Source organism: Thermomonospora curvata DSM 43183 (genome assembly GCF_000024385.1).
GTDB lineage: Bacteria > Actinomycetota > Actinomycetes > Streptosporangiales > Streptosporangiaceae > Thermomonospora > Thermomonospora curvata.
In genome coordinates, this window is sequence record NC_013510.1 from 5,177,120 (window position 1) to 5,194,834 (window position 17,715).

The 17,715-nt window shown below is 71.1% G+C and carries 17 protein-coding genes and 1 pseudogene; 12 read left to right on the forward strand and 6 right to left on the reverse strand.

Annotated elements, in window-relative coordinates:
- Positions 1-11: 11 nt before the first annotated feature.
- The 3 genes from TCUR_RS22455 to TCUR_RS22460 all read right to left on the reverse strand — a co-directional run bounded on the left by TCUR_RS22455 (position 12) and on the right by TCUR_RS22460 (position 2,205).
- The gene (locus TCUR_RS22455; RefSeq protein WP_041440262.1) at positions 12-458 is read right to left on the reverse strand and encodes a glycoside hydrolase family 48 protein; all 447 of its coding nucleotides are present in this window, start codon (positions 456-458) and stop codon (positions 12-14) included.
- A 7-nt stretch (positions 459-465) separates the two neighbouring features.
- Positions 466-630 carry a hypothetical protein gene (locus TCUR_RS27230; protein ID WP_169313050.1) on the reverse strand — a complete coding sequence of 55 codons (165 nt, stop codon included), beginning with the start codon at positions 628-630 and terminating at the stop codon, positions 466-468.
- Positions 631-1,131: 501 nt separating this feature from the next.
- Positions 1,132-2,205: a LacI family DNA-binding transcriptional regulator gene (locus tag TCUR_RS22460; protein ID WP_012854874.1), complete on the reverse strand. Its 1,074-nt coding sequence runs from the start codon at positions 2,203-2,205 to the stop codon at positions 1,132-1,134.
- Between the two features lie 581 nt (positions 2,206-2,786).
- Here TCUR_RS22460 and TCUR_RS22465 point away from each other — a divergent pair.
- Complete coding sequence (locus TCUR_RS22465) at positions 2,787-3,323, forward strand: hypothetical protein (protein WP_148233090.1); 537 nt, start codon at positions 2,787-2,789, stop codon at positions 3,321-3,323.
- Between the two features lie 481 nt (positions 3,324-3,804).
- Positions 3,805-4,212, forward strand: a pseudogene (locus TCUR_RS25860) (glycoside hydrolase family 6 protein); the annotation flags it as partial.
- Positions 4,213-4,630: 418 nt separating this feature from the next.
- Here TCUR_RS25860 and TCUR_RS22475 read toward each other — a convergent pair.
- A complete protein-coding gene (locus TCUR_RS22475) occupies positions 4,631-5,668 on the reverse strand; it encodes a BtrH N-terminal domain-containing protein (protein ID WP_012854876.1) in 1,038 nt (345 codons plus the stop codon).
- 238 nt (positions 5,669-5,906) lie between these two features.
- Positions 5,907-6,350 (reverse strand): hypothetical protein, encoded by a 444-nt coding sequence (locus TCUR_RS22480; RefSeq protein WP_012854877.1) that lies wholly within the window; start codon positions 6,348-6,350, stop codon positions 5,907-5,909.
- 546 nt (positions 6,351-6,896) lie between these two features.
- On the opposite strand from TCUR_RS22480, the gene TCUR_RS26685 reads away from it, so the two are divergent.
- From TCUR_RS26685 to TCUR_RS28635, 3 genes are read left to right on the forward strand one after another with little or no spacing between them, the layout of a single operon-like run.
- Positions 6,897-7,271: a hypothetical protein gene (locus tag TCUR_RS26685; protein ID WP_148233091.1), complete on the forward strand. Its 375-nt coding sequence runs from the start codon at positions 6,897-6,899 to the stop codon at positions 7,269-7,271.
- 35 nt (positions 7,272-7,306) lie between these two features.
- Positions 7,307-8,032 (forward strand): fibronectin type III domain-containing protein, encoded by a 726-nt coding sequence (locus tag TCUR_RS28165; RefSeq protein WP_483754782.1) that lies wholly within the window; start codon positions 7,307-7,309, stop codon positions 8,030-8,032.
- Entirely contained in the window at positions 8,011-8,262 is a 252-nt protein-coding gene (locus tag TCUR_RS28635) for a cellulose binding domain-containing protein (RefSeq protein WP_425358361.1), read from the forward strand. The genes TCUR_RS28165 and TCUR_RS28635 overlap by 22 nt, the downstream gene beginning before the upstream one ends.
- On the opposite strand, the gene TCUR_RS22495 is transcribed toward TCUR_RS28635, so the two are convergent.
- A complete protein-coding gene (locus TCUR_RS22495) occupies positions 8,186-9,910 on the reverse strand; it encodes a cyclic nucleotide-binding domain-containing protein (protein ID WP_086014621.1) in 1,725 nt (574 codons plus the stop codon). The two genes, TCUR_RS28635 and TCUR_RS22495, sit on opposite strands and share 77 nt — an antisense overlap.
- Positions 9,911-10,728: 818 nt before the next feature.
- Here TCUR_RS22495 and TCUR_RS22500 point away from each other — a divergent pair.
- From TCUR_RS22500 to hypF, 7 genes are all read left to right on the forward strand, one after another.
- Positions 10,729-11,601, forward strand: a complete 873-nt coding sequence (locus TCUR_RS22500) for a helix-turn-helix domain-containing protein (RefSeq protein WP_012854881.1) — start codon at positions 10,729-10,731, stop codon at positions 11,599-11,601.
- A gap of 238 nt (positions 11,602-11,839) precedes the next feature.
- Entirely contained in the window at positions 11,840-12,052 is a 213-nt protein-coding gene (locus TCUR_RS25870; protein ID WP_012854882.1) for a DUF397 domain-containing protein, read from the forward strand.
- 857 nt (positions 12,053-12,909) lie between these two features.
- On the forward strand, positions 12,910-13,314 hold the full coding sequence (locus TCUR_RS22505) for a PadR family transcriptional regulator (RefSeq protein WP_012854883.1): 405 nt from the start codon (positions 12,910-12,912) through the stop codon (positions 13,312-13,314).
- Positions 13,315-13,336: 22 nt separating this feature from the next.
- The gene (locus TCUR_RS22510) at positions 13,337-13,948 is read left to right on the forward strand and encodes a D-sedoheptulose-7-phosphate isomerase (protein WP_012854884.1); all 612 of its coding nucleotides are present in this window, start codon (positions 13,337-13,339) and stop codon (positions 13,946-13,948) included.
- Positions 13,945-14,154 carry a HypC/HybG/HupF family hydrogenase formation chaperone gene (locus TCUR_RS22515; RefSeq protein ID WP_012854885.1) on the forward strand — a complete coding sequence of 70 codons (210 nt, stop codon included), beginning with the start codon at positions 13,945-13,947 and terminating at the stop codon, positions 14,152-14,154. The genes TCUR_RS22510 and TCUR_RS22515 overlap by 4 nt, the downstream gene beginning before the upstream one ends.
- The gene (locus TCUR_RS22520; RefSeq protein ID WP_012854886.1) at positions 14,151-14,816 is read left to right on the forward strand and encodes a D-sedoheptulose-7-phosphate isomerase; all 666 of its coding nucleotides are present in this window, start codon (positions 14,151-14,153) and stop codon (positions 14,814-14,816) included. The genes TCUR_RS22515 and TCUR_RS22520 overlap by 4 nt, the downstream gene beginning before the upstream one ends.
- Positions 14,810-17,134, forward strand: coding sequence for a carbamoyltransferase HypF (gene hypF / locus TCUR_RS22525; protein ID WP_012854887.1), 2,325 nt, complete (start codon positions 14,810-14,812; stop codon positions 17,132-17,134). The genes TCUR_RS22520 and hypF overlap by 7 nt, the downstream gene beginning before the upstream one ends.
- The last annotated feature ends 581 nt before the right edge of the window (positions 17,135-17,715 follow it).

Sequence of the window (17,715 nt, forward strand, 5' to 3'; positions counted from 1 at the left end):
TCAGCTCACCGTCACTCGTTGAACGGGAAACCGTAGTCGGCCATCGCCACGGCGATGCCGGCCTGCATCCGGAACCGGTGGCAGCGGACCACCGGGACGGTGGAAGCGGCGCCGTTCGCATGCGCCCACACCCGTTCGTAGTCGGGATCGCCGCGGTAGAACGAGCGGATCGACATGAACGTGGAGTTCGCGTCGATCGGGTCGCCGTTGGGCATGGTGCCCCGCCGGCCGGGCGGGTCGTTGACCCGCTCGTAGTCGGCCCGGGGCCCGGGCGCCGAGGTCCCGAGGTCGTCCCGGTGCTTCCACAGGGCCTCCGGCAGGTTCTCGGCGACGGTCTCGGCGCGGGCGTCGCCGGACCCGGCCGCGTACGCGATCAGCGTGCGGGCCGGAGCGGCAGTGCCGACGTCCTGGATGTGCTCGGTCACGGCCACGTGCAGCCCGGTGTCAGCCGAGGGCATCCCGGTGTCACCGGACCGGTCGCCGTCCGGCTGCCCGCTCCAGCGCAGCGGACGCAGTGAACCCCGAGCCCCAGTCGTTCTCGCCGTAGACCACCGTGCAGGCCACGGCGGCGTGCGCCGACCCGCCGACGGCCACCGGGCCGCCGCGGAGCATGACCAGCGCCGCGCCCACCGCCGTGAGCGGGCGCCCTCTTGGCCGTCTTCTCACCAGCCCCTTTCCTCCCCGGCCGGTTCACCGGGCGGAATGCGATCGAACACGCCGGCAGAGCCGAACCAGACAACGGTGGCCAGGTACCGGCCGGAGCTGCGGGGTGATCCCATCCAGACCAGCCGAGCCGCAGCCCAAACGGACTCCCCGGCCGGTTCACTGGGCAGGATGCGATCGAACACGCCGGCAGAGCCGAACCAGACAACGGTGGCCAGGTACCGGCCGGAGCTGCGGGGTGATCCCATCCAGGCCAGCCGAGCCGCGGCTCAGACGGGCTCCTCGGCCCGCTGCCGTGTGCCTGGCCGCTCCAGGCGCGGGCCGGGTGCGGTGACCCTTGATCGACACGCCGTTCCTGCAGGTCGCATGCGGGGACGTCACCGTCGAGGGGAGGCCGCACCCTGCGGCGGCACGGCGCCGGGCACCGGCCGCGGCCTGCTCGGCCGGGCGTCGGATGAGGTTCGGCGGTCATGCGGAGTCGCGGACGATCAGCTTGGACTTGAGGATGACGCCGCGTTCGGGGGCGCTGCGCCCGCCGATGAGGCCGAGCAGCTCGCGCACGGCGCGGGCGCCCAGGTCCTCGACCGGCTGGCGGACGGTGGTCAGGGCGGGCCGGATGCGGCGGGCGATCGGCAGGTCGTCGAAGCCGACCACGGCCACATCGTCGGGGATGCGGCGGCCGGCCCGGTGCAGCGCCCGCATGGCGCCGAGGGCCATCAGGTCGGAGGCGGCCGCCACCGCCTCCAGGTCCGGGCGCCGGGCCAGCAGCCGGTTCATGGCGTGCTCGCCGGAGGTCCGGCTGAAGTCGCCCCGGACGATCAGGCCCTCGATCTCGATGCCCGCGTCGGTAGCGGCGGCGCGGTAGCCGGCCAGCCGGTCGATGCCCGGTCCCACGTCGGGCGGGCCGGCGATGACGCCGATCTTGCGGCGGCCGGTGGCCACCAGGTGCTCCAGCGCGGCCCGGGCGCCGCCCCGGTTGTCGGCGTCCACATACGGCAGCCGGATCGGCGACAGCGGGCGTCCGGCCACCACCACCGGGCCGCGGGAGGCGGTGTGCAGCCGGACGAGCGGGTGGTCGCGGTGCGGGCCGACCAGCAGCACCCCGGCGGTGTGCCCGGCGCGCAGGTACTCGGCGGCGGTGCGCCACTCCTCGTTCCCGCCGACCATGAGCACCACGTGCTGGGGGCCGCCCTCCAGCTCCCGTTTGACGCCCTGCAGCAGCCGGGCGAAGAACGGGTCGGCGAAGACCCGGGAGCTGTCCTCGCAGAGCACGACCGCGATGGACTCGCCCGGCCCGACCAGGCGGGGGGCGCTGCGCCGCCGCACGTAGCCCAGGCGCTGCACGGCGTCCTCGACCAGCATCCGGGCGTCCGGGCTGACGTGGGCCGAGCCGCTGAGCACCCGGGAGGCGGTGGCCGGGGAGACGCCGGCCAGCGCGGCGACGTGGGCGAGGGTGGGCGGCCGGCGGGCCGTGCGCGTTTTCGATTCCGCGCGGGTTTGTGGCCGGGCTTCTGATCGGACAGGCGGTTCGGATATCGCCACGCCTGCACTCCCTTCGGGGGTTTCCGGCTGTGACCGGCAGCCGGAAGGTTGGCGGGGTGGGATGCGGGAGCGCTCCCAAGATTGAAGGTTTTCTTATCTTCTGTCAAGAAAGTGCGACCACAGTGTCAACCACGATTTCCCCGGGAGTCCACTGTGCTCGCCATTGGTGGTCTTCAGGCTTTATGAGCTGGCAGAACGCTCTCTTGCGGCAGGGTCCGGCGGCATGGGGCGCCATGAAAACCGTGAAACGGCGCTTCCCATGTGCCAGTGTCGCCTCTACCTTCGGCCCGGCGGTGCCGGTGACGTTTCGGCCGAGGCCGCGCGCCGCCGGATCGCCGTACCCGAACGCCCGGAGAACTCGATGGACCCGTCCCGAGCACGCCGCCGAGCGCCGCATGCGCTGATCGCGGCGGCCCTGCCGGCGGCGGGGTGCGCCGAGTCCGCCTCGCAGACGGCTCCGCCGCGTTTTCCGCACAACGCGCCGACCCTGCCGGCCACCCGGCACCGGCTTCCTGGAGGGCAGCTCGTCGCTGCGGCTGAAGGCCCCCGGCGGCGAGGGACGCAAGCCCCACCGCATGGACATGAGCGGGGTGCGGGACGTGCGCCAGGGCTCGGGCCGGATGGAGGGGACGCTCAAGGGCGGCCGCGCCACCGTGCTGTCCGTCGGCGGCCTCGAGTACGTCTCGCTCCCGGACGAGCCGCGCACGCGGACCGGGCGGCGGTGGCTGTGCAGCACGGGCAGCCGGACCTTCGGCGATTTCCCCAATGTCCGCCGCATCGCGATGCTCCTGCGGACCTCCTGCGAGCCCACACCGGCGGGTTCGGGGGGCGGCCGCCGGCATGTGCGCGGCACGATGGAGCGCCGGGTGGCGCTGCGCGAGGTGCCCGACCCGACGTTCAAGCCGTTCATCGGGCGGCTGCCGGCCACCGCCGCCCATGACCTGTGGACCGACGACACCGGCAAGCCGGTGTGCATCCTGCCGCAGCTCAAGGGCGAGGCCGGCAGGCGCAGCAGCACCGTGGAGCCGTCGGGCTTCGGGGCCGCGCCCTCCGTCCAGCGGCCCACCGCCGACCAGGTGCTGCGCCGCCCGTCCGAGCGGGGGTCCGCCGCGGGCTGAGCCCTTGTCCGCGCGCCGCCCGGGGGCGGCGGGCACGAGGTGAGAAGTCATGGGTGGTCCTTCCGATACCGGCACGGGGCACCGGTTCGCCCGGGTGAATTCCGCGCATCCGCGGGGTCGGCGAAACGCGCGTGAATTACCCGCGCAGGAGTGAGCGAGAATCTCGTTCACGAGACCATTCCCGGCCCGTTCGATGGGATTTACCGGCCGGGTGCATGCGGCATTCCGCAGGCGAGGCCTTGTCGGCCGACGCCCACGGCACACCAGGACCCCGCCCGGTTTGGCCAGGCGGAGTCCCCGGAATTGCCCGCCGGGGCCGCTGCTCCCACGGTAAGCGGTCCCGGCCCTTTGCCCCCTAGTCGCCCGGGCCCCGCCGAAAGGTTGCCGACGATTCGGTATGAAAATCCACAGAAAGCGTCTGTACAGGTTGGGATCGGGCTGCTTCTCTCGCTTGGAAGCGCTCCTGCGAAGAGCGTTGTGAATACCCACACCCCGAGGAGGAATTCGTTATGAGAGCCGACCCGATTCCCAAGGCGCGCAGCTCTCCGTCCCGGCTGCGCGGACCGCTAGCCGAGACGGCGGGCGCGTCGACCGCCGCTTCCACGCCGGCAACTGGTGCAACCAGGCCGGGACGGAACTGGGCGAGCGCCCGCAGGCCACCCCCGAGCCGGGCATCGACGCCTACGTGTGGATCAAGCCGCCGGGCGAATCCGACGGCGCCGGCAAGGAGATCCCCAACGACGAGGGCAAGCGCTTCGACCGCATGTGCGACCCGGCCTACACCGGCAACGCCCTCAACGGCCGCAACATGTCCGGTGCCCTCCCCGGCCACTGGTTCTCCGCCCAGTTCCAGGAGCTGATGCGCAACGCCTACCCACCACTGGACTGAACCTTTTCAACACGACGTTCCCGCAGGTGGGGACGGGGGCCTCGGAGCCAGGGACGATGCCGTGACCTGCAACGTCATGACCTCGGATACCGCCCGGTTCCCGTGCCCAAGGCCACGTGTTGGAAAAGGGTCACTGACGCCGGTGTTTCAAAGGGCCGGGCAGGGACACCCTGCCCGGCCCTTGCCGCTTTCCTGTGAGCGTGTCACCAAAGGCCCCGCACATGACCGGGACGTCAGAGGGCCAACCGCGCAGGACATGGGAAATCACTCAGGCCATGCCGGCAAAGGACACGCGGCAGGCCAGTAACACCCGGATCCGTCCGCCGAGGCGGCACCGGTTGGGGCCGCGGTCGAGCGGCCACCGGGCCCCGCGGCTCCTTGACCGGCCGCTTCAGGGAGCGGGAGAACTCCACACCGGTCAGCCCTGGCCCGCCACCGCCAGGGCGCGGGCCGCGCGTTCCTCCAGCACGGGCAGGTCGGAGGCGATCTTCGCGATCTCCTCGCGGTCGGGCTCGGGGGCGGTGGCCGCGGCGGCCAGGCGGCTCCAGGTCTCGGCGCAGGCGTCGTAGGCCTCGGCCGCCACCTGGAAGGACGTCTCACCGGTGCGTTCGGCGACCTCGTGGCAGAACCCGGCCTGCAACCGGCGGAACAGCCCGCCCCCGGTCCCGGCCTTCTCGATGAAGACACGCAATGCGCGGTAGGCGCCGCTCAGGGCGTCCGGGTCGAGTTCGTCGGGCCATCGGGCGATCTCGGCGGCGAACCGCTCGATGCCCTCCAGCCCGCCGGTGTACCCGACCCGGCCGGGCAGCAGGCCGTGCAGCCCGTCCCGGCCGTCCCGCAGGTTGGCCGCCGAGCACGCGGCCGCCTCCCGCGCCACCGGCAGCAGGTCGGGCAGCTTCTCGGGGAAGCGCATGGGGAAGGTGGCGTGCCGGTTGGGGCCGGGGAAGCCGCGGGAGTCGCGGGCCTTGGCCAGGGCGTCCAGGGGGACCTGCTGGATGTCCTCCCGGTCGTTGTCGGCGACGTAGGCGATGCCCGCCTGCTCGTCGTAGCCGACGACGACCAGGTCGTGGCGGCTGTTGCTGAGCCGTACCCGCAGGTAGGGCAGGTGGATGATGTCGGCCCACACCATGACCGGCCGTCCGGCGTCCAGTTCGGCGGTGACCCAGGACCAGGCCTCGGCCGGGTCGCCGGTCTGGCGCTTCTCGACGGCGATGCCCAGCCGGCGGCACAGGTCCAGTTCCAGGTCCGCGCTGCGGCCGCCGAGGTAGAAGGAGGGGGTCATCCCCGGAAGATGCATCAGGTGGAAGGACAGCCCGCCGCCGAGCCCGAAGACCAGGGCCTCGCCGGGCGGCCCTCCCCAGCCGAGCCCGGCCCATTCGATCAGGTCCCGCAGCGCGCCCGACCCGCAGTGCCCGCCGAGCCGGTGCGGGTAGTCCCGGATCATCACTGGTGCCACCGGCAACCTCCCTCCACGTGCCTCCGGCGCCCCACTAACCGAATCACATTCGGCCTATTGTCGCCATGGGCGTCCGGCCGGTCGAGACCACTTGCGCCAGAACGCCGCCGAGAACGGCGAAGGCGACGCCCCGCGACCGGCCGGCGGAAAGAGTTGCCGGCACGTGACCCCAGGCGCCGAAGGCGACGGCTTCGACGCCATGCCGGCTCGCCCTGCGGAGACGGCGCGCCGCAACGGCTCAGTGGCAGTTGGACTCCGTGGGCACCGCAGCGGCGTGCCAGAAGGTGGCGCCGCTCAGCCAGCCGCTCCAGCACACCGCCTGGCCGAGCCGCAGGTCATACAGCGCCCGCCCGAACCGCGCCTCCTCATCGATCGCGGCGGACTCCTGCCCGAGCTGGTCCCGCACCGCCGTCCACTCGCCGCGCAGCCACTCCATCACCTCCTCGGGGGTGCGTCCCACAAGACGGATGGTCCGGGCGGGTTTGCGCAGCCAGTCGCCCAGTTCCTTGGGCGGCAGGTCGGTGGACGGATCGCGCCGCGCGGACTCGTCCTCGCACTCGGAGGCGTTCCCCCGCCACAGGTGGCAGTGCCAGTGCAGCCCCCGCTCCCGCCAAAGGGAGCTGTCGCGCACGCCGTCACCGTCCCGCCAGTAGCCGTCATAGTCGAACGCCGGAATGCTCATGACTCTGCCTCCCTCCGCCCTCGAGCTCGGTGGAAAGCGTCCGTCTCATCAAAGCCACAACAGGGGAAGGCCCAGCATCACGCAGGCCGGAGTGGGGACGAACCCCGGCTACCCATGATCAGCCGTCCCGCTCCCCGCCCCTCGCACCGACCTGGGAGTTCACCCTCCGCCGTGGCGGAGCTCACTGACATCCCCCGCCCCGGAGCAGCGCAACGTCACCGCCCCACCGCTCACGCCCAAGCGGCCTTCCAGCAAGTCCAGCGCGCAGCAGCGGCAGCCGGCCGACACGCGTCGGGCCTTTGGCCTCCCGGTCCCGCACGAGACTTCCCGCTTAGCCCGGCAGCCGGCTCCCACCACAGCCATCGACCCCGGCCGCATCGGTGAGCAGGCGGAACGGGCACCGAAAACCTTTCGGTCCCAAAGGAGGATGCCCTTCCCCCGCGCCCGAAGCCTGCAGCGCCGCCCCCCACCGCGCCAAAGTCTCACCCGGCCGGGCTGCAGGGGCGCCGCACGCGCCGTGGGCTGACCGCCGCACCGGCCGCCGGCATGGCCACGACCGTCCCCGCTCCCGTCTCCGCCGAGCCCTACTCGTCCGCCTTCGAAGGCTTCGTGACCGCGCAAGGCGGCGAGTTCCGCCTGAACGGCAAGCCGTCCCGGTACGGTGGGACCAACAACCACTACATGATCTTCGCCGACGCCCGCGCCATGAACCTCAGCGTGCTGCGGGCCAGGGCCCCCGCTCGGCATGGGCTCACTGGACGGCTCGGCCGGGCACGTCGACGGCGAGGGTCACAAGGCCGGCGTCCACTTCCAGTACCGGGGCCCGGCCAAGGGCGCCCCGCCTACAACGACGGCCCGGACGGCCTGCAGCGGCCGGACCGTGTCCCGGCCAAGGCGAACACGAGGCCGGCATCCGGCTGATCGCCGCCTGCCGACAACTGGAAAGAGTTCGGTGGCTGGACCAGTACGTCACCTGGGCCTGCGGCCGGTACCACGACGAGTTCTACACCGATCCGCGCATCAGGAAGTGGCACAAGGACTGGATCTCCCACCTGGTCAACCGAGCCAACGGCATCACCGGCGTCCGCCACAAGGACGACCCGGCCATCTTCGCCTGGGAACCGGCCAATGGGCCGTGGCGTATCAACGCCAATCTCCCGTCCTCGGGAAACTGCACCACCCGCACGCTGATGGAGTGGGCCGACGAGATGTCCCGGCACACCAAGAGCATCGATTCCAACCACATGGTGGCGGTGGGCGATGAGGGTTTCCTGAACCGGAGCGACGACTCCGCCTGGATCCACAACGCCGCCGACGGGGTCGATCACGAGGCCCCGACCCGGCTGCCGGCGATCGGCTTCGGCATCACCGCCACCGGCGCGACAATGTCGTGGACGGCCTCTACCGACGACCGCGGAGTGGGCGGACACGACGTCTACCGCAGGACCGGGGACTCCAACGAGAAGGCCGGCACCGCCTCCACCAATTCCCTCACCCTCACCGACCTGAAGCCCGGGACCGAGTACACCTTGTCATCGCCCGGAACGCAGCAGGCAATACCTCTGAGCCGTCCGGCACCGTCGCCTTCACCACCACCCCGTGCACGGCGACCTACCGGCCGGCCAATGCCTGGCCCGGCGGCTTCCAGGGCGAGGCGGCCATCGAGCGCACCCGCGCTGTGACCGGCCGGCGGGACGCCCTGACCCGGCCTTCCGGGACGGTGTGCCCGGCCGGCGGGTGGAGCGCCGAGCTGACCGTCTCCGGCGACACCTGGACGTTCACCGACGCCCTCTGGAACGCCGCCTTGGCCTCCGGCGCGTCCACCGCCATCGGTCTCAACGGTGCCCACTCCGGTGCCGGCTCCCTCCCCATCGCTTTCGCCCCGAACGGCGCCCCCTGCGCCACGGGCTGACCAGACCGCTCCGGACGGGCTCCCCCGGTCCCACCCCTCTCACCGGGAGGCCCGCTCGGAGCCCTCCGCCCACTCGGGCGGAGGGCTCCGGGGGCGGCGGCTGGTGCCCGGTCAGGCACATCCAGGCGTCGATCGCCGACTCTTTGACCCGCCCTTCGGCTTTTTCGAACCGTCCGAGCCGCTGGATCGCGTCGCTGTGCCGGACGACGTAGTCGAAGACAGGCCGGGAGACGATGACCCCCAGCCCGGCCGCGTCCTCGGCCATGCGGTCTTTGAGGACGTCGACCTCTACGATGCGAGCCGCTTCGTTGACGGCCGTTCCGGAAACCCCGCTCTGGTCGGACGTCACCGGTCCCATGTGGACGGCGAGCCGCAACTGGATCTGCACCGGATCGGCTGCGCGCCGGTTGTACTGCGGGATGGCCTCCGCCAGCCGGTGCGGCAGTACCTCCATCACCGCCTTGGTGGGCACATCCGGCGGCACGATGATCAGGAAGCCGTCCCCGCGGTCCTCCCACCAGCATCGGTCCAGACCGCCCAGCCGCGGGTCGCCGAAGGCCTTCCGCAGCATCTTCCGCAGCTCGCCACGCACCACGATGCGGTCCTCATCGTTGCGGATGTGCGCGCTGAACTTCGCGATGTCGGTGAAGATGATGGTGCAGTTCTCACCGTTGAAACGGATCCGCTCCACCCCTCGGAAGAGCGGCCCTTCGCGCTCAGGCCGACGGGACGCGGCGACAGGTGATGCCGGCCGCGGGGAAAGCCCGCGGGCGCCGCCGGACTCGGTGAGCCGGTCGTGAACCTGTTCCTCGGGGACCCTCAAAACGTTCGAGCGGGCCCCCATGAAGTCGGCGAACTCGTCGGTGGTGAGGACCAAGGCATGCACCTTCTGCGTAGCCACCACGCTCGTCGATCGCACGCTGACCTGCAACGCCCCTCGTTCGGCGATCAGCTGCCCGGCCCCTCGCTCGGCGATGACCCGGTCCCGGCCGTTCTCATGCACCCGGATCTCCACCCGGCCTTCGAGGATGACGACGACATGGTCGGCCCGCTCCCCTTCACAGAACAGCACCGAACCGGCGGCGAACGTCCGATACCGCCCCACTTCCAGCAGCGCCTGCCGCTCGTGCTCGCACAGCGCCTCCCAGAAGGGCACCGCTCCCCGGCGCCCGCTCCCGGTCTCGGCGGTTTCGCCGGTGTTCGGGTACGGATGGGGGGACCGGACGGGTTCGGCGGGTTCACCGGCCATCGCGGCCCCGTCGGCAACGGCCATCGGGTAGTGGGGCACCGGCCGGACGAGCGCGCGGATTCGCTTCCACAGCATCCCGACCAGCAGGACGCAGAGGACGGCGGTCCCCATCCCCGCCATCACCCCCGGCACCGCACCCATCAGCGCGGAGCACTTCAGCACGATTTCAATGACCACCAGGACGAACAGGGCGGCCACGAGCTTGCCGGGCAGCATGATGAGGGAGCACCCGACATGCCCAGAGGCGGGTCCCCGCTGAAGCCCGGTCAGATCACGATGATGATCGACCGGGACCCGGTGCGCGTGGGGTGCCTGAGGGGTGGCGTCTCGGCGGCGCAGGTGCCGGCTCCACCGAGAGGTGCGGTCGTCATCGCCTCGAACTACCGATTTAGCGCCCATTGAGAGCAGCTCCGCTTCGTAAAGACGTTCGGTGAACGCGACGCCCTCCGATCACCGCCGAATCGCAGGCGAGATCACGGGCATCGGGCATCGCCCACCCAGCGGACGCCCTCTTGGTCTGCCGCTTGATCGCAGCTAAACTTGAGGTCGCCGCTGGACGCGATTTCCTGGTCACCCGAGCAGCAGTGGCGCACCGGCCGGCACCGCTTGCAGCAGTCGGCGGTGCGGGGCGGCCCAGGAGAGCATGTACTAGTGGCCCCGCAAGGGCCGTCCCCTTTTTCCGATCTACCGGTAGCCAGCCACGAGATCGGAGAGGTTGGGGGCGGTCCTTGGTGTCGTCGGCTTCTCGTTCGTCGTCTGGTCTCTTCTCGCTCCCTCCTCGTCGACGTCTTTTCGGTGTCGCACCGCTCGGTCCCCCGCCGCCTCGGATCTTTGGCCTCTTGCCCCCCTCAGCGGGCCGGCCGACGATCGGGCATCACACGCGACCTCGCAGCGCGGACCTTTACTGAACGTATTGAAGGTCCTTAGCGTAACCTGATGACATGGTATGCGCCAATACCATCCCAATCAATCTGCAACCTGTCAGATTGGATCGTCGCCTTCCAGAACCAACCAAAACACAACCAGACACGGAGAGGCATGTGTCACTCACCCTGGGCAAGCACACCTTCTCGATCTTCGACAATCACCCGACCTCTACTCGAGTTGAGAGCACCTTCCCGGATGCCATCGACTACACTGGCTGCCGCCGCAATGCCACATCGCACTGCGCGATGTGCCATATTGAGCGGTTCGACTACGGAGGGTAAGGTAGAGCCATGGCCTCGGACCAGGGACCGGTCGTCAAGAGCGCGCTTCTCCGTAGCGAACTGATCAAGCTGCGCAAGGAGAAGGGCCTGACTCAAGAGCAAGTAGCCAAGGATCTTGAGTGGTCACCCTCGAAACTGATCAGAATCGAGGGCGGGCGCAGCTCGATCACCAAGACTGACCTGGACGCTCTGCTGAACGAGTACGGAGTCACCTCCGAAAGCCACCGCGAACGTCTGCACACCCTCAATCGGGGTGCTCGCGAGCCCGGCTGGTGGAGCAAGTACCGAGGCCAGTTCTCAAGCGCCTACCTCAACTTCGTCGGGTACGAGGCCGGTGCCTCCTACATCCGCCAGTTCCAGGGGGCGGCGGTCCCCGGGCTGCTGCAGACGGCCGAGTACGCCGAGGTGCTCACCTCCATGATGGTGGAGCCCAGAAGGGTGGCGCCCATCGTCGACCTCCGGCTGCAGCGGCAGGTCGAGATGGCCAGGCGCGCCAAGCCGCCACGGCGGTACTTCGTGCTGGACGAGGCGGTCATCCGCAGACACGTCGGGATCAAGAAGGACCCGGCGATCATGCCGAACCAGCTCCGTCACATCCTCCGAACGGTGGAGGAGAGCGACGGCCTGATCACCGTCCGCGTCATCCCCTTCTCCGCAGGGGCTCACGCCGGGCTGTTCGGCCCGTTCACCCTGCTGGAGTTCGAAGAGGGATTGGACGACATGCTCTTCATCGAATGGGGGCAGGGCTCGACCGAGACATTGTCCGGTGATGACCCCCTGGTCACCGAGTACGCCATCAACTTCGAGGGACTGCTGGAGGAGGCGCTGCCCGCCGAGGACTCACTGGAGTTCATCAGCACCGTGGCCGAAGAGATGTCCTGATCACTCCCCGTCCAGAGCCGATCCCCGGAGCCGCCACGGTCACATTGACAACGACCTTCCACTCCTGACTCCGATCTTGTGCTCCCGTATAGGCGGGCAGTCGATGACCGTTTACACTCATTGGGGGGAATCGGCCACAAGGTCGTGGTTCAGTACGCCTCGTCACCTTTACGGTTGAACGACCTTGTCTGATTCGCCGTAGAAGTGTCGAGGTCTACGGCGAAGGGGAGGTCGTTGGATGGTGGACCAGCCAGACGCGAGCACCAACCTCCAGTGGCGCAAGAGCAGCGCCAGCGAATCAGCAGAGTGTGTCGAAGTCGCCCGGCTCGGAGCGTCCATGCTGGTCAGGGACTCCCATGATCCCCACGGCCCGGTACTCGCCCTCACCCCTTCCCAGTGGAGAGGGCTGCTGGTTCGCATTCGCGGCGGAAGCCTCGACATCAAACGGTGACGGACATGTTCTCCCGGTCGCCCAAGCACGCCGCTCACTTCGCCCATGCACCCGTTTCCGGCAGAGAATCCCGCGCCGGGGGCCGGGTTGACACCAGCGGTTTGTGTCACATGACTCAATTCGGCAAGGCAGTATTACGAAATTCTTCGTGCCGCGACTCCGCAGCCGTGACCACTGAACCTTTTTGAACACGCCGTCTCCGCAGGTCGAGACGAGGTCTGGCAGTCGGAGGCGAAGCCGTGGCCTGCAGCGTCGCGGCACCGGAGCCCCCGAGGCCCCCGTCCCCGGTGCCTTGGGCCACGTGTTGCAAGGTTCGCTGCCATGATCGCCGCTGCGGCCCGGCACGATGACCTCGAAACCGAACGAGCCGCCGGCCTTCCGCTTCCGAATAGGAGCCGGTCCTGATCAGAGGCTCTCCTCGGCCGCCCGAGAGGCTTCGGCCATGCCCAAGAGCCAGGGCGGGAGCCGGTGCAGACCCCACCAAACGGTATGGGCACGAAGCGGTGGACGTGCTGACCGCCCCGCCCTCAGTAGCGCGAGCGACACGAGTATGCGGTGATGTGGAGCAACGCGGCCCCAAGCTTTGCCGCGGCTGCCTCCCTCGCGCCTGAGGTCGCGCGTTGAAGGGCTCGCCCCCGTTGCTCCGAGTCCTATGGGTCGCGGTGCTCCCGCCGGGTCCGGTGCTCCCCCGGTAGAGGCAGCCCGCACCGACACATGACCTGGTGGGCGTGGTGGGCCAAAGGTGCGGAAAAAGACGGCAGGGGTGGGAGGGAGGGCTGTGCAGGGGGTGGGTGTCGGGGCGGGGGGAGAGGGGAAGATCTGTTCCCATCTCACGGGGAGCGGACGGGGGAAGGTGCATGGAAGGCAGTGAGGTACGTGGTCTGTTGCGTCCCTTTCTGCTGTTGCTGATCTTCGAGCGTCCGGGGCACGGATACGAGCTGATCGAACGGCTGGAAGGGCTGGGGGCGGAGGATGTGGAGCCCGCCCACGTGTACCGGGTGCTGCGGGGGCTGGAGCGCAAGCGGCTGGTGGCCTCGTCGTGGGTGCCGTCCGACTCCGGGCCGGCCCGGCGGCGCTATGAGCTGACCCCGGACGGGGCTGCCGAGCTGGAGTCGTGGATGGGACGGCTGGCGCGGCTCGGCCAGGTGCTCGAACGCTGCCTGGGGCGGTGGGGCAAAGTTTCGCAAGCTTCCCTCCCGGCTCCGCTCAACGGCGGTCCGGCCCGGTCCGGCGGCCGCTCACCGGTGATCGTGCGGCCATGAACGCGGTGGAAAGGGGGGCGTGATGGAGCCGGCGGCAAGCCTGGTGCGGGAGGCGTTCGCGCGGCGGGAGGAAGCGGGGCGCGCCCTCGCCGACGAGGCGGACGCGGTGGTGCGGGCCGCCGAGGACATGGCCCGGCGCTTTCGGGACGGCGGCAGGCTGCTGGTGTTCGGCGAAGGCGGGGCGGCGCCCGACGCCCAGCATGTGGCGATCGAGTTCGTCCACCCGGTGATCGTCGGCAAGCGCGCCCTGCCGGCCGTCTCGCTGGCCGCCGACCCGGCCACGCTGGGCGCGATCGCCGGCACGGCCGGGCCGCAGGAGGTGTTCGCCGCCCAGCTTCGGCTGCTGGCCTCCGCCGGCGACATCGCGCTCGGCCTGTCCCCCGACGGCCGCTGCGCGAGCGTGCTGCACGGCCTGCGGACCGCCGCCGCCCTGGGGGCGCTCACCGTGGCGCTGGTGGGCGGGGACGGCGGGCCGATCGGAGCCGAGCAGGCGGTGGAGCACCGCCTGCTCGCCCGCTCCGGCGACCCGTGCACCGTCAAAGAAGTGCAGGTGACGACCTACCACCTGCTGTGGGAGCTGGTGCAGGTGTTCCTCGAACGCGCCCCCTCGCCGGCCGCGGAGGGGCGACGGTGAGCGACTGCCCGGACGGGGTCTGCCTGACCTGCTCGGATGCGGCCGTCGCGGCGCGGGTGCGGCGCCTGCTGGACGACGACCTGGCCGTGGTGGACACCGCGGCCGGGCCGCAGGAGGTCAGCGTGGCGCTGGTCGAGGTGCGGCCGGGCGATGTGGTGCTGGTTCATGCCAAGGAGGCCATCGCGGTGACGGAGCGGGCGTCATGACGAAGACGGACGGGGTCGAAACCCTCTACCCCTTCCTCTACGGGGACGGCGACGGCGCGGACGTCGCGGCGGATCTGCGCCGTTCGACCGCTGAAAAAGCGCTGGAGATCGTCGCGCTGCGCCGGGCGCTGGCCGGCTCGCACGCCGAGGCGCTGGCGGCCTGCGCCGGGCGGCTGGCCGCGGCGTTCCGGGCGGGCGGGCGGCTGCTGGCGTTCGGCAACGGCGGCAGCAGCACCGACGCCCAGTCCCTGGCGCGGCTGTTCATGAGCCCGCCCCCGCCGGCCCGCCCGCTGCCGGCGCTGTCGCTGTCGCAGGACGTGGCCGCCGTCACCGCGCTGTCCAACGACGTGGGCTTTGAGGTGGCCCTGGCCCGCCAGGTGGCCGCGCTCGGCCGGCCGGGGGATGTGGCGGTGGCGCTGTCCACCAGCGGCGGGTCGGCCAATGTGCTGAACGCGCTGGCCGAGGCGTCCCGGCGGGGGTTGGTGACCGTCGGCCTGGCCGGCTACGACGGCGGTGAGATGGCCCGGGCCCAGGCGGTGGAGCACCTGTTCGTGGTGCCGTCGGCGTCGGTGCACCGCATCCAGGAGGCCCAGTCGACGCTGGTGCACGTGCTGTGGGAGCTGGTTCAGCGGGCGCTGGAGGGCGGGGCGGCGGCATGTTGACCGACCCGAAGGACCTGGTGCGGATGCGGATCCGCGTCGAGGGCGTGGTGCAGGGCGTCGGCTTCCGCCCGTTCGTCTACGGGCTGGCCGGCAAGTACGGCCTGGCCGGGTTCGTCGGCAACGACACCCGCGGGGTGATCGTCGAGGCCGAGGGGTCGGCCCCGGCGCTGGCGGAGTTCGCCGCCGCGCTGGCCCACCAGCCGCCGCCGCTGGCCGTGGTCGAGCGGATCACCAGCGAGCGCACCGCGCCGACCGGGGAGCGGGGTTTTCGGATCATCGACAGCCTCCCCGGCCCGCAGCCCGCCGTCCCCAAGCAGCAGGCGCCCGAAACCGCGGGATGGCCGCAGGCGCTGGTGGCCGCCGACACCGCGACCTGCGCCGCATGCCTGGCGGAGATCGCCGACCCGTCCGCCCGCCGCTACCGCTACCCGTTCACCAACTGCACCGACTGCGGGCCGCGTTTCACCATCGTCCGGGACGTCCCCTACGACCGGTGCCGGACCACCATGGCCGGCTTCGCCATGTGCGCCGACTGCGCCCGCGAGTACGCCGACCCCGCCGACCGGCGCTTCCACGCCCAGCCGGTGTGCTGCCCGGCGTGCGGGCCGACGCTGCGGCTGGTGGACGCCGCGGGACGGCAGCTGGCGGGGGACCCGATCGTCGCCGCGGCCCGCCGGCTGCACGACGGCAAGATCCTGGCGATCAAGGGTTTGGGCGGCTACCACCTGGCCGTCCGCGCCGACCTGGAACGGGCGGTGGCGGCGTTACGGGCCCGCAAGCACCGCGAGGACAAGCCGTTCGCGATCATGGCGGCCGATCTGGCGGCGGCGCGCACCCTGGTGCGGCTGGAAGAAGGCGCCGAGCGGGCGCTGACCGGGCCGGCCCGTCCCATCGTGCTGCTGCCCCGCCGGGTGGACGCCCCGGTGGCCGAGTCGGTGGCGCCCGGCGCCCGGGAGCTGGGGGTGATGCTGCCCTACACCCCCCTGCACCACCTGCTGGCCCGGCGGCTGGGCCGGCCGTTCGTGCTGACCAGCGGCAACCTGTCGGACGAGCCGATCGCCTACCGGGATGAGGACGCCCTGCAGCGCCTGGCGCCGGTCGCCGACGCCTTCCTGGTGCACGACCGGCCCATCCAGGTCCGCACCGACGACTCGGTGGTGCGGCTGTTCCGGGGGCGGGTGCTGCCGGTGCGCCGCTCCCGCGGGTACGTGCCGGCGCCGATCCCGGTGAAGCGGCCGTTCCCGCGTCCGGTGCTGGCCTGCGGGGCGGAGCTGAAGAACACCTTCTGCGTGGGCAAGGGGCCGCACGCGTTCGTCTCCCACCACATCGGCGACCTGGAGAACTACGCCACCTTGCGGTCGTTCACCGAGGGCATCGAGCATTTCTGCCGGCTGCTGGACGTCCGCCCGCAGGTGGTGGCGCACGACCTGCACCCCGAATACCTGTCGACCAAGTACGCCCTGGAAAACTGCGACGCCGAGCCGGTGGCCGTGCAGCACCACCACGCGCACATCGCCTCCTGCCTGGCCGACAACGGCGCGACCGGCCCGGTGATCGGGGTGGCGCTGGACGGCCTGGGCTACGGCCCGGACGGCACGCTGTGGGGCGGTGAGCTGCTCATCGCCGACCTGGTGGACTTCGAACGGGCCGGGCATCTGGAGACCGTGCCGATGCCGGGCGGGACGGCGGCGATCCGCGAGCCGTGGCGGATGGCCGCGGCCTACCTGGACGCCCTCTACGGGGACGACGTGCCGGACCTGGCGGTGGTGCGGCGCAACGCCGAGCGGTGGGCGGCGATGGTGTCGCTGGCGCGCACCGGCACCAACGCCCCTCTCACCTCCAGCGCGGGCCGGCTGTTCGACGCGGTGGCCGCCATCTTGTGCGGCCGGGACGCCATCAGCTACGAGGGCCAGGCCGCCATCGAGCTGGAACGCCGGGTGGACCCCCATGAGACCGGCGGCTATGCGGTGACCGTCCAGGACGGCCCGCCCCTGATCATCCGCGGTGGCGACCTGGTCCGCGCCACCGTGGGCGACCTGGCCAACCGGGTCGGCCACGGCCGTATCGCCGCCCGCTTCCACAACGGCCTGGCCCGCGCCCTCATCCACGCCGTCCAGCTGCTGCGCGACCGCACCGGGCTGCGCACCGTGGCCCTGTCCGGCGGCGTCTTCCAGAACATGACCCTGCTGGAGCGGGTCGTCACCGGCCTGGAACGCCTGGAGTTCCGCGTCCTGGTGCACTCGCGCGTCCCGCCCAACGACGGCGGCATCAGCCTGGGCCAGGCCGTGATCGCCGCCGCCCGCATCGGCTCGTCCTGAACCGCTTCCTGGCCTTATCAACGGGGCTCTTCGCGGCGGTCACCGGTGGCCGCGGTACCACGTGGTGATCACCCGGAGGGCGTGGTCGAGCAGAGCGGTGCGGCCGATGCCGGGTGGACGGTCCAGGGCGATGCGGACGCAGATGGACGGGAACACCAGGGGCCGGAGCTCCGCCAGGGGCGAGGTGGTGGACCAGATAGGCGCGGCCCGGCTCGGCCAGGCGGCGTTCGGCCTCGCCGAGGCTGTGGGGGCGGCCGGTGTGCGGGATCCGCTTGACGATGACCCGCAGCAGCGGTGTGTCGGCCTCCAGCTCGGAGGTGATGACCTCGAGGAGCTCGCGGACACCGCCAACCGGGCGCACAACCTCACCCGCAAAGCCACCGCTGAGAGCAGCGCAACCTGTCCTGGCTCACCGGCCGACCCACCCGAGAACCCGGCGTCGGCCACGAGCCTGTCGAGCCCATCACCTGAGCTCCCAAGGAGATCCGTCCAGTGGCCGAGACGACCCGGGTCGCCTGCCGCCGGTGCCCGGGGACCTGAGTCTGCCGGCAACGAATAAGGACGATCAGCGCCGTCCGACG

Bases quoted from the DNA above. Each gene is read 5' to 3' on its own strand.
- TCUR_RS22480 (WP_012854877.1), bottom strand. From the start codon at position 6,350: ATGAGCATTCCGGCGTTCGACTATGACGGCTACTGGCGGGACGGTGAC.
- TCUR_RS25870 (WP_012854882.1), top strand. From the start codon at position 11,840: ATGGTGGACCAGCCAGACGCGAGCACCAACCTCCAGTGGCGCAAGAGC.
- TCUR_RS22510 (WP_012854884.1), top strand. From the start codon at position 13,337: ATGGAGCCGGCGGCAAGCCTGGTGCGGGAGGCGTTCGCGCGGCGGGAG.
- TCUR_RS22465 (WP_148233090.1), top strand. From the start codon at position 2,787: ATGAGCGGGGTGCGGGACGTGCGCCAGGGCTCGGGCCGGATGGAGGGG.
- TCUR_RS22455 (WP_041440262.1), bottom strand. From the start codon at position 458: ATGCCCTCGGCTGACACCGGGCTGCACGTGGCCGTGACCGAGCACATC.
- TCUR_RS26685 (WP_148233091.1), top strand. From the start codon at position 6,897: ATGGCCACGACCGTCCCCGCTCCCGTCTCCGCCGAGCCCTACTCGTCC.
- TCUR_RS22520 (WP_012854886.1), top strand. From the start codon at position 14,151: ATGACGAAGACGGACGGGGTCGAAACCCTCTACCCCTTCCTCTACGGG.
- TCUR_RS22500 (WP_012854881.1), top strand. From the start codon at position 10,729: ATGGCCTCGGACCAGGGACCGGTCGTCAAGAGCGCGCTTCTCCGTAGC.
- hypF (WP_012854887.1), top strand. From the start codon at position 14,810: ATGTTGACCGACCCGAAGGACCTGGTGCGGATGCGGATCCGCGTCGAG.
- TCUR_RS22495 (WP_086014621.1), bottom strand. From the start codon at position 9,910: ATGGGCGCTAAATCGGTAGTTCGAGGCGATGACGACCGCACCTCTCGG.
- TCUR_RS22505 (WP_012854883.1), top strand. From the start codon at position 12,910: ATGGAAGGCAGTGAGGTACGTGGTCTGTTGCGTCCCTTTCTGCTGTTG.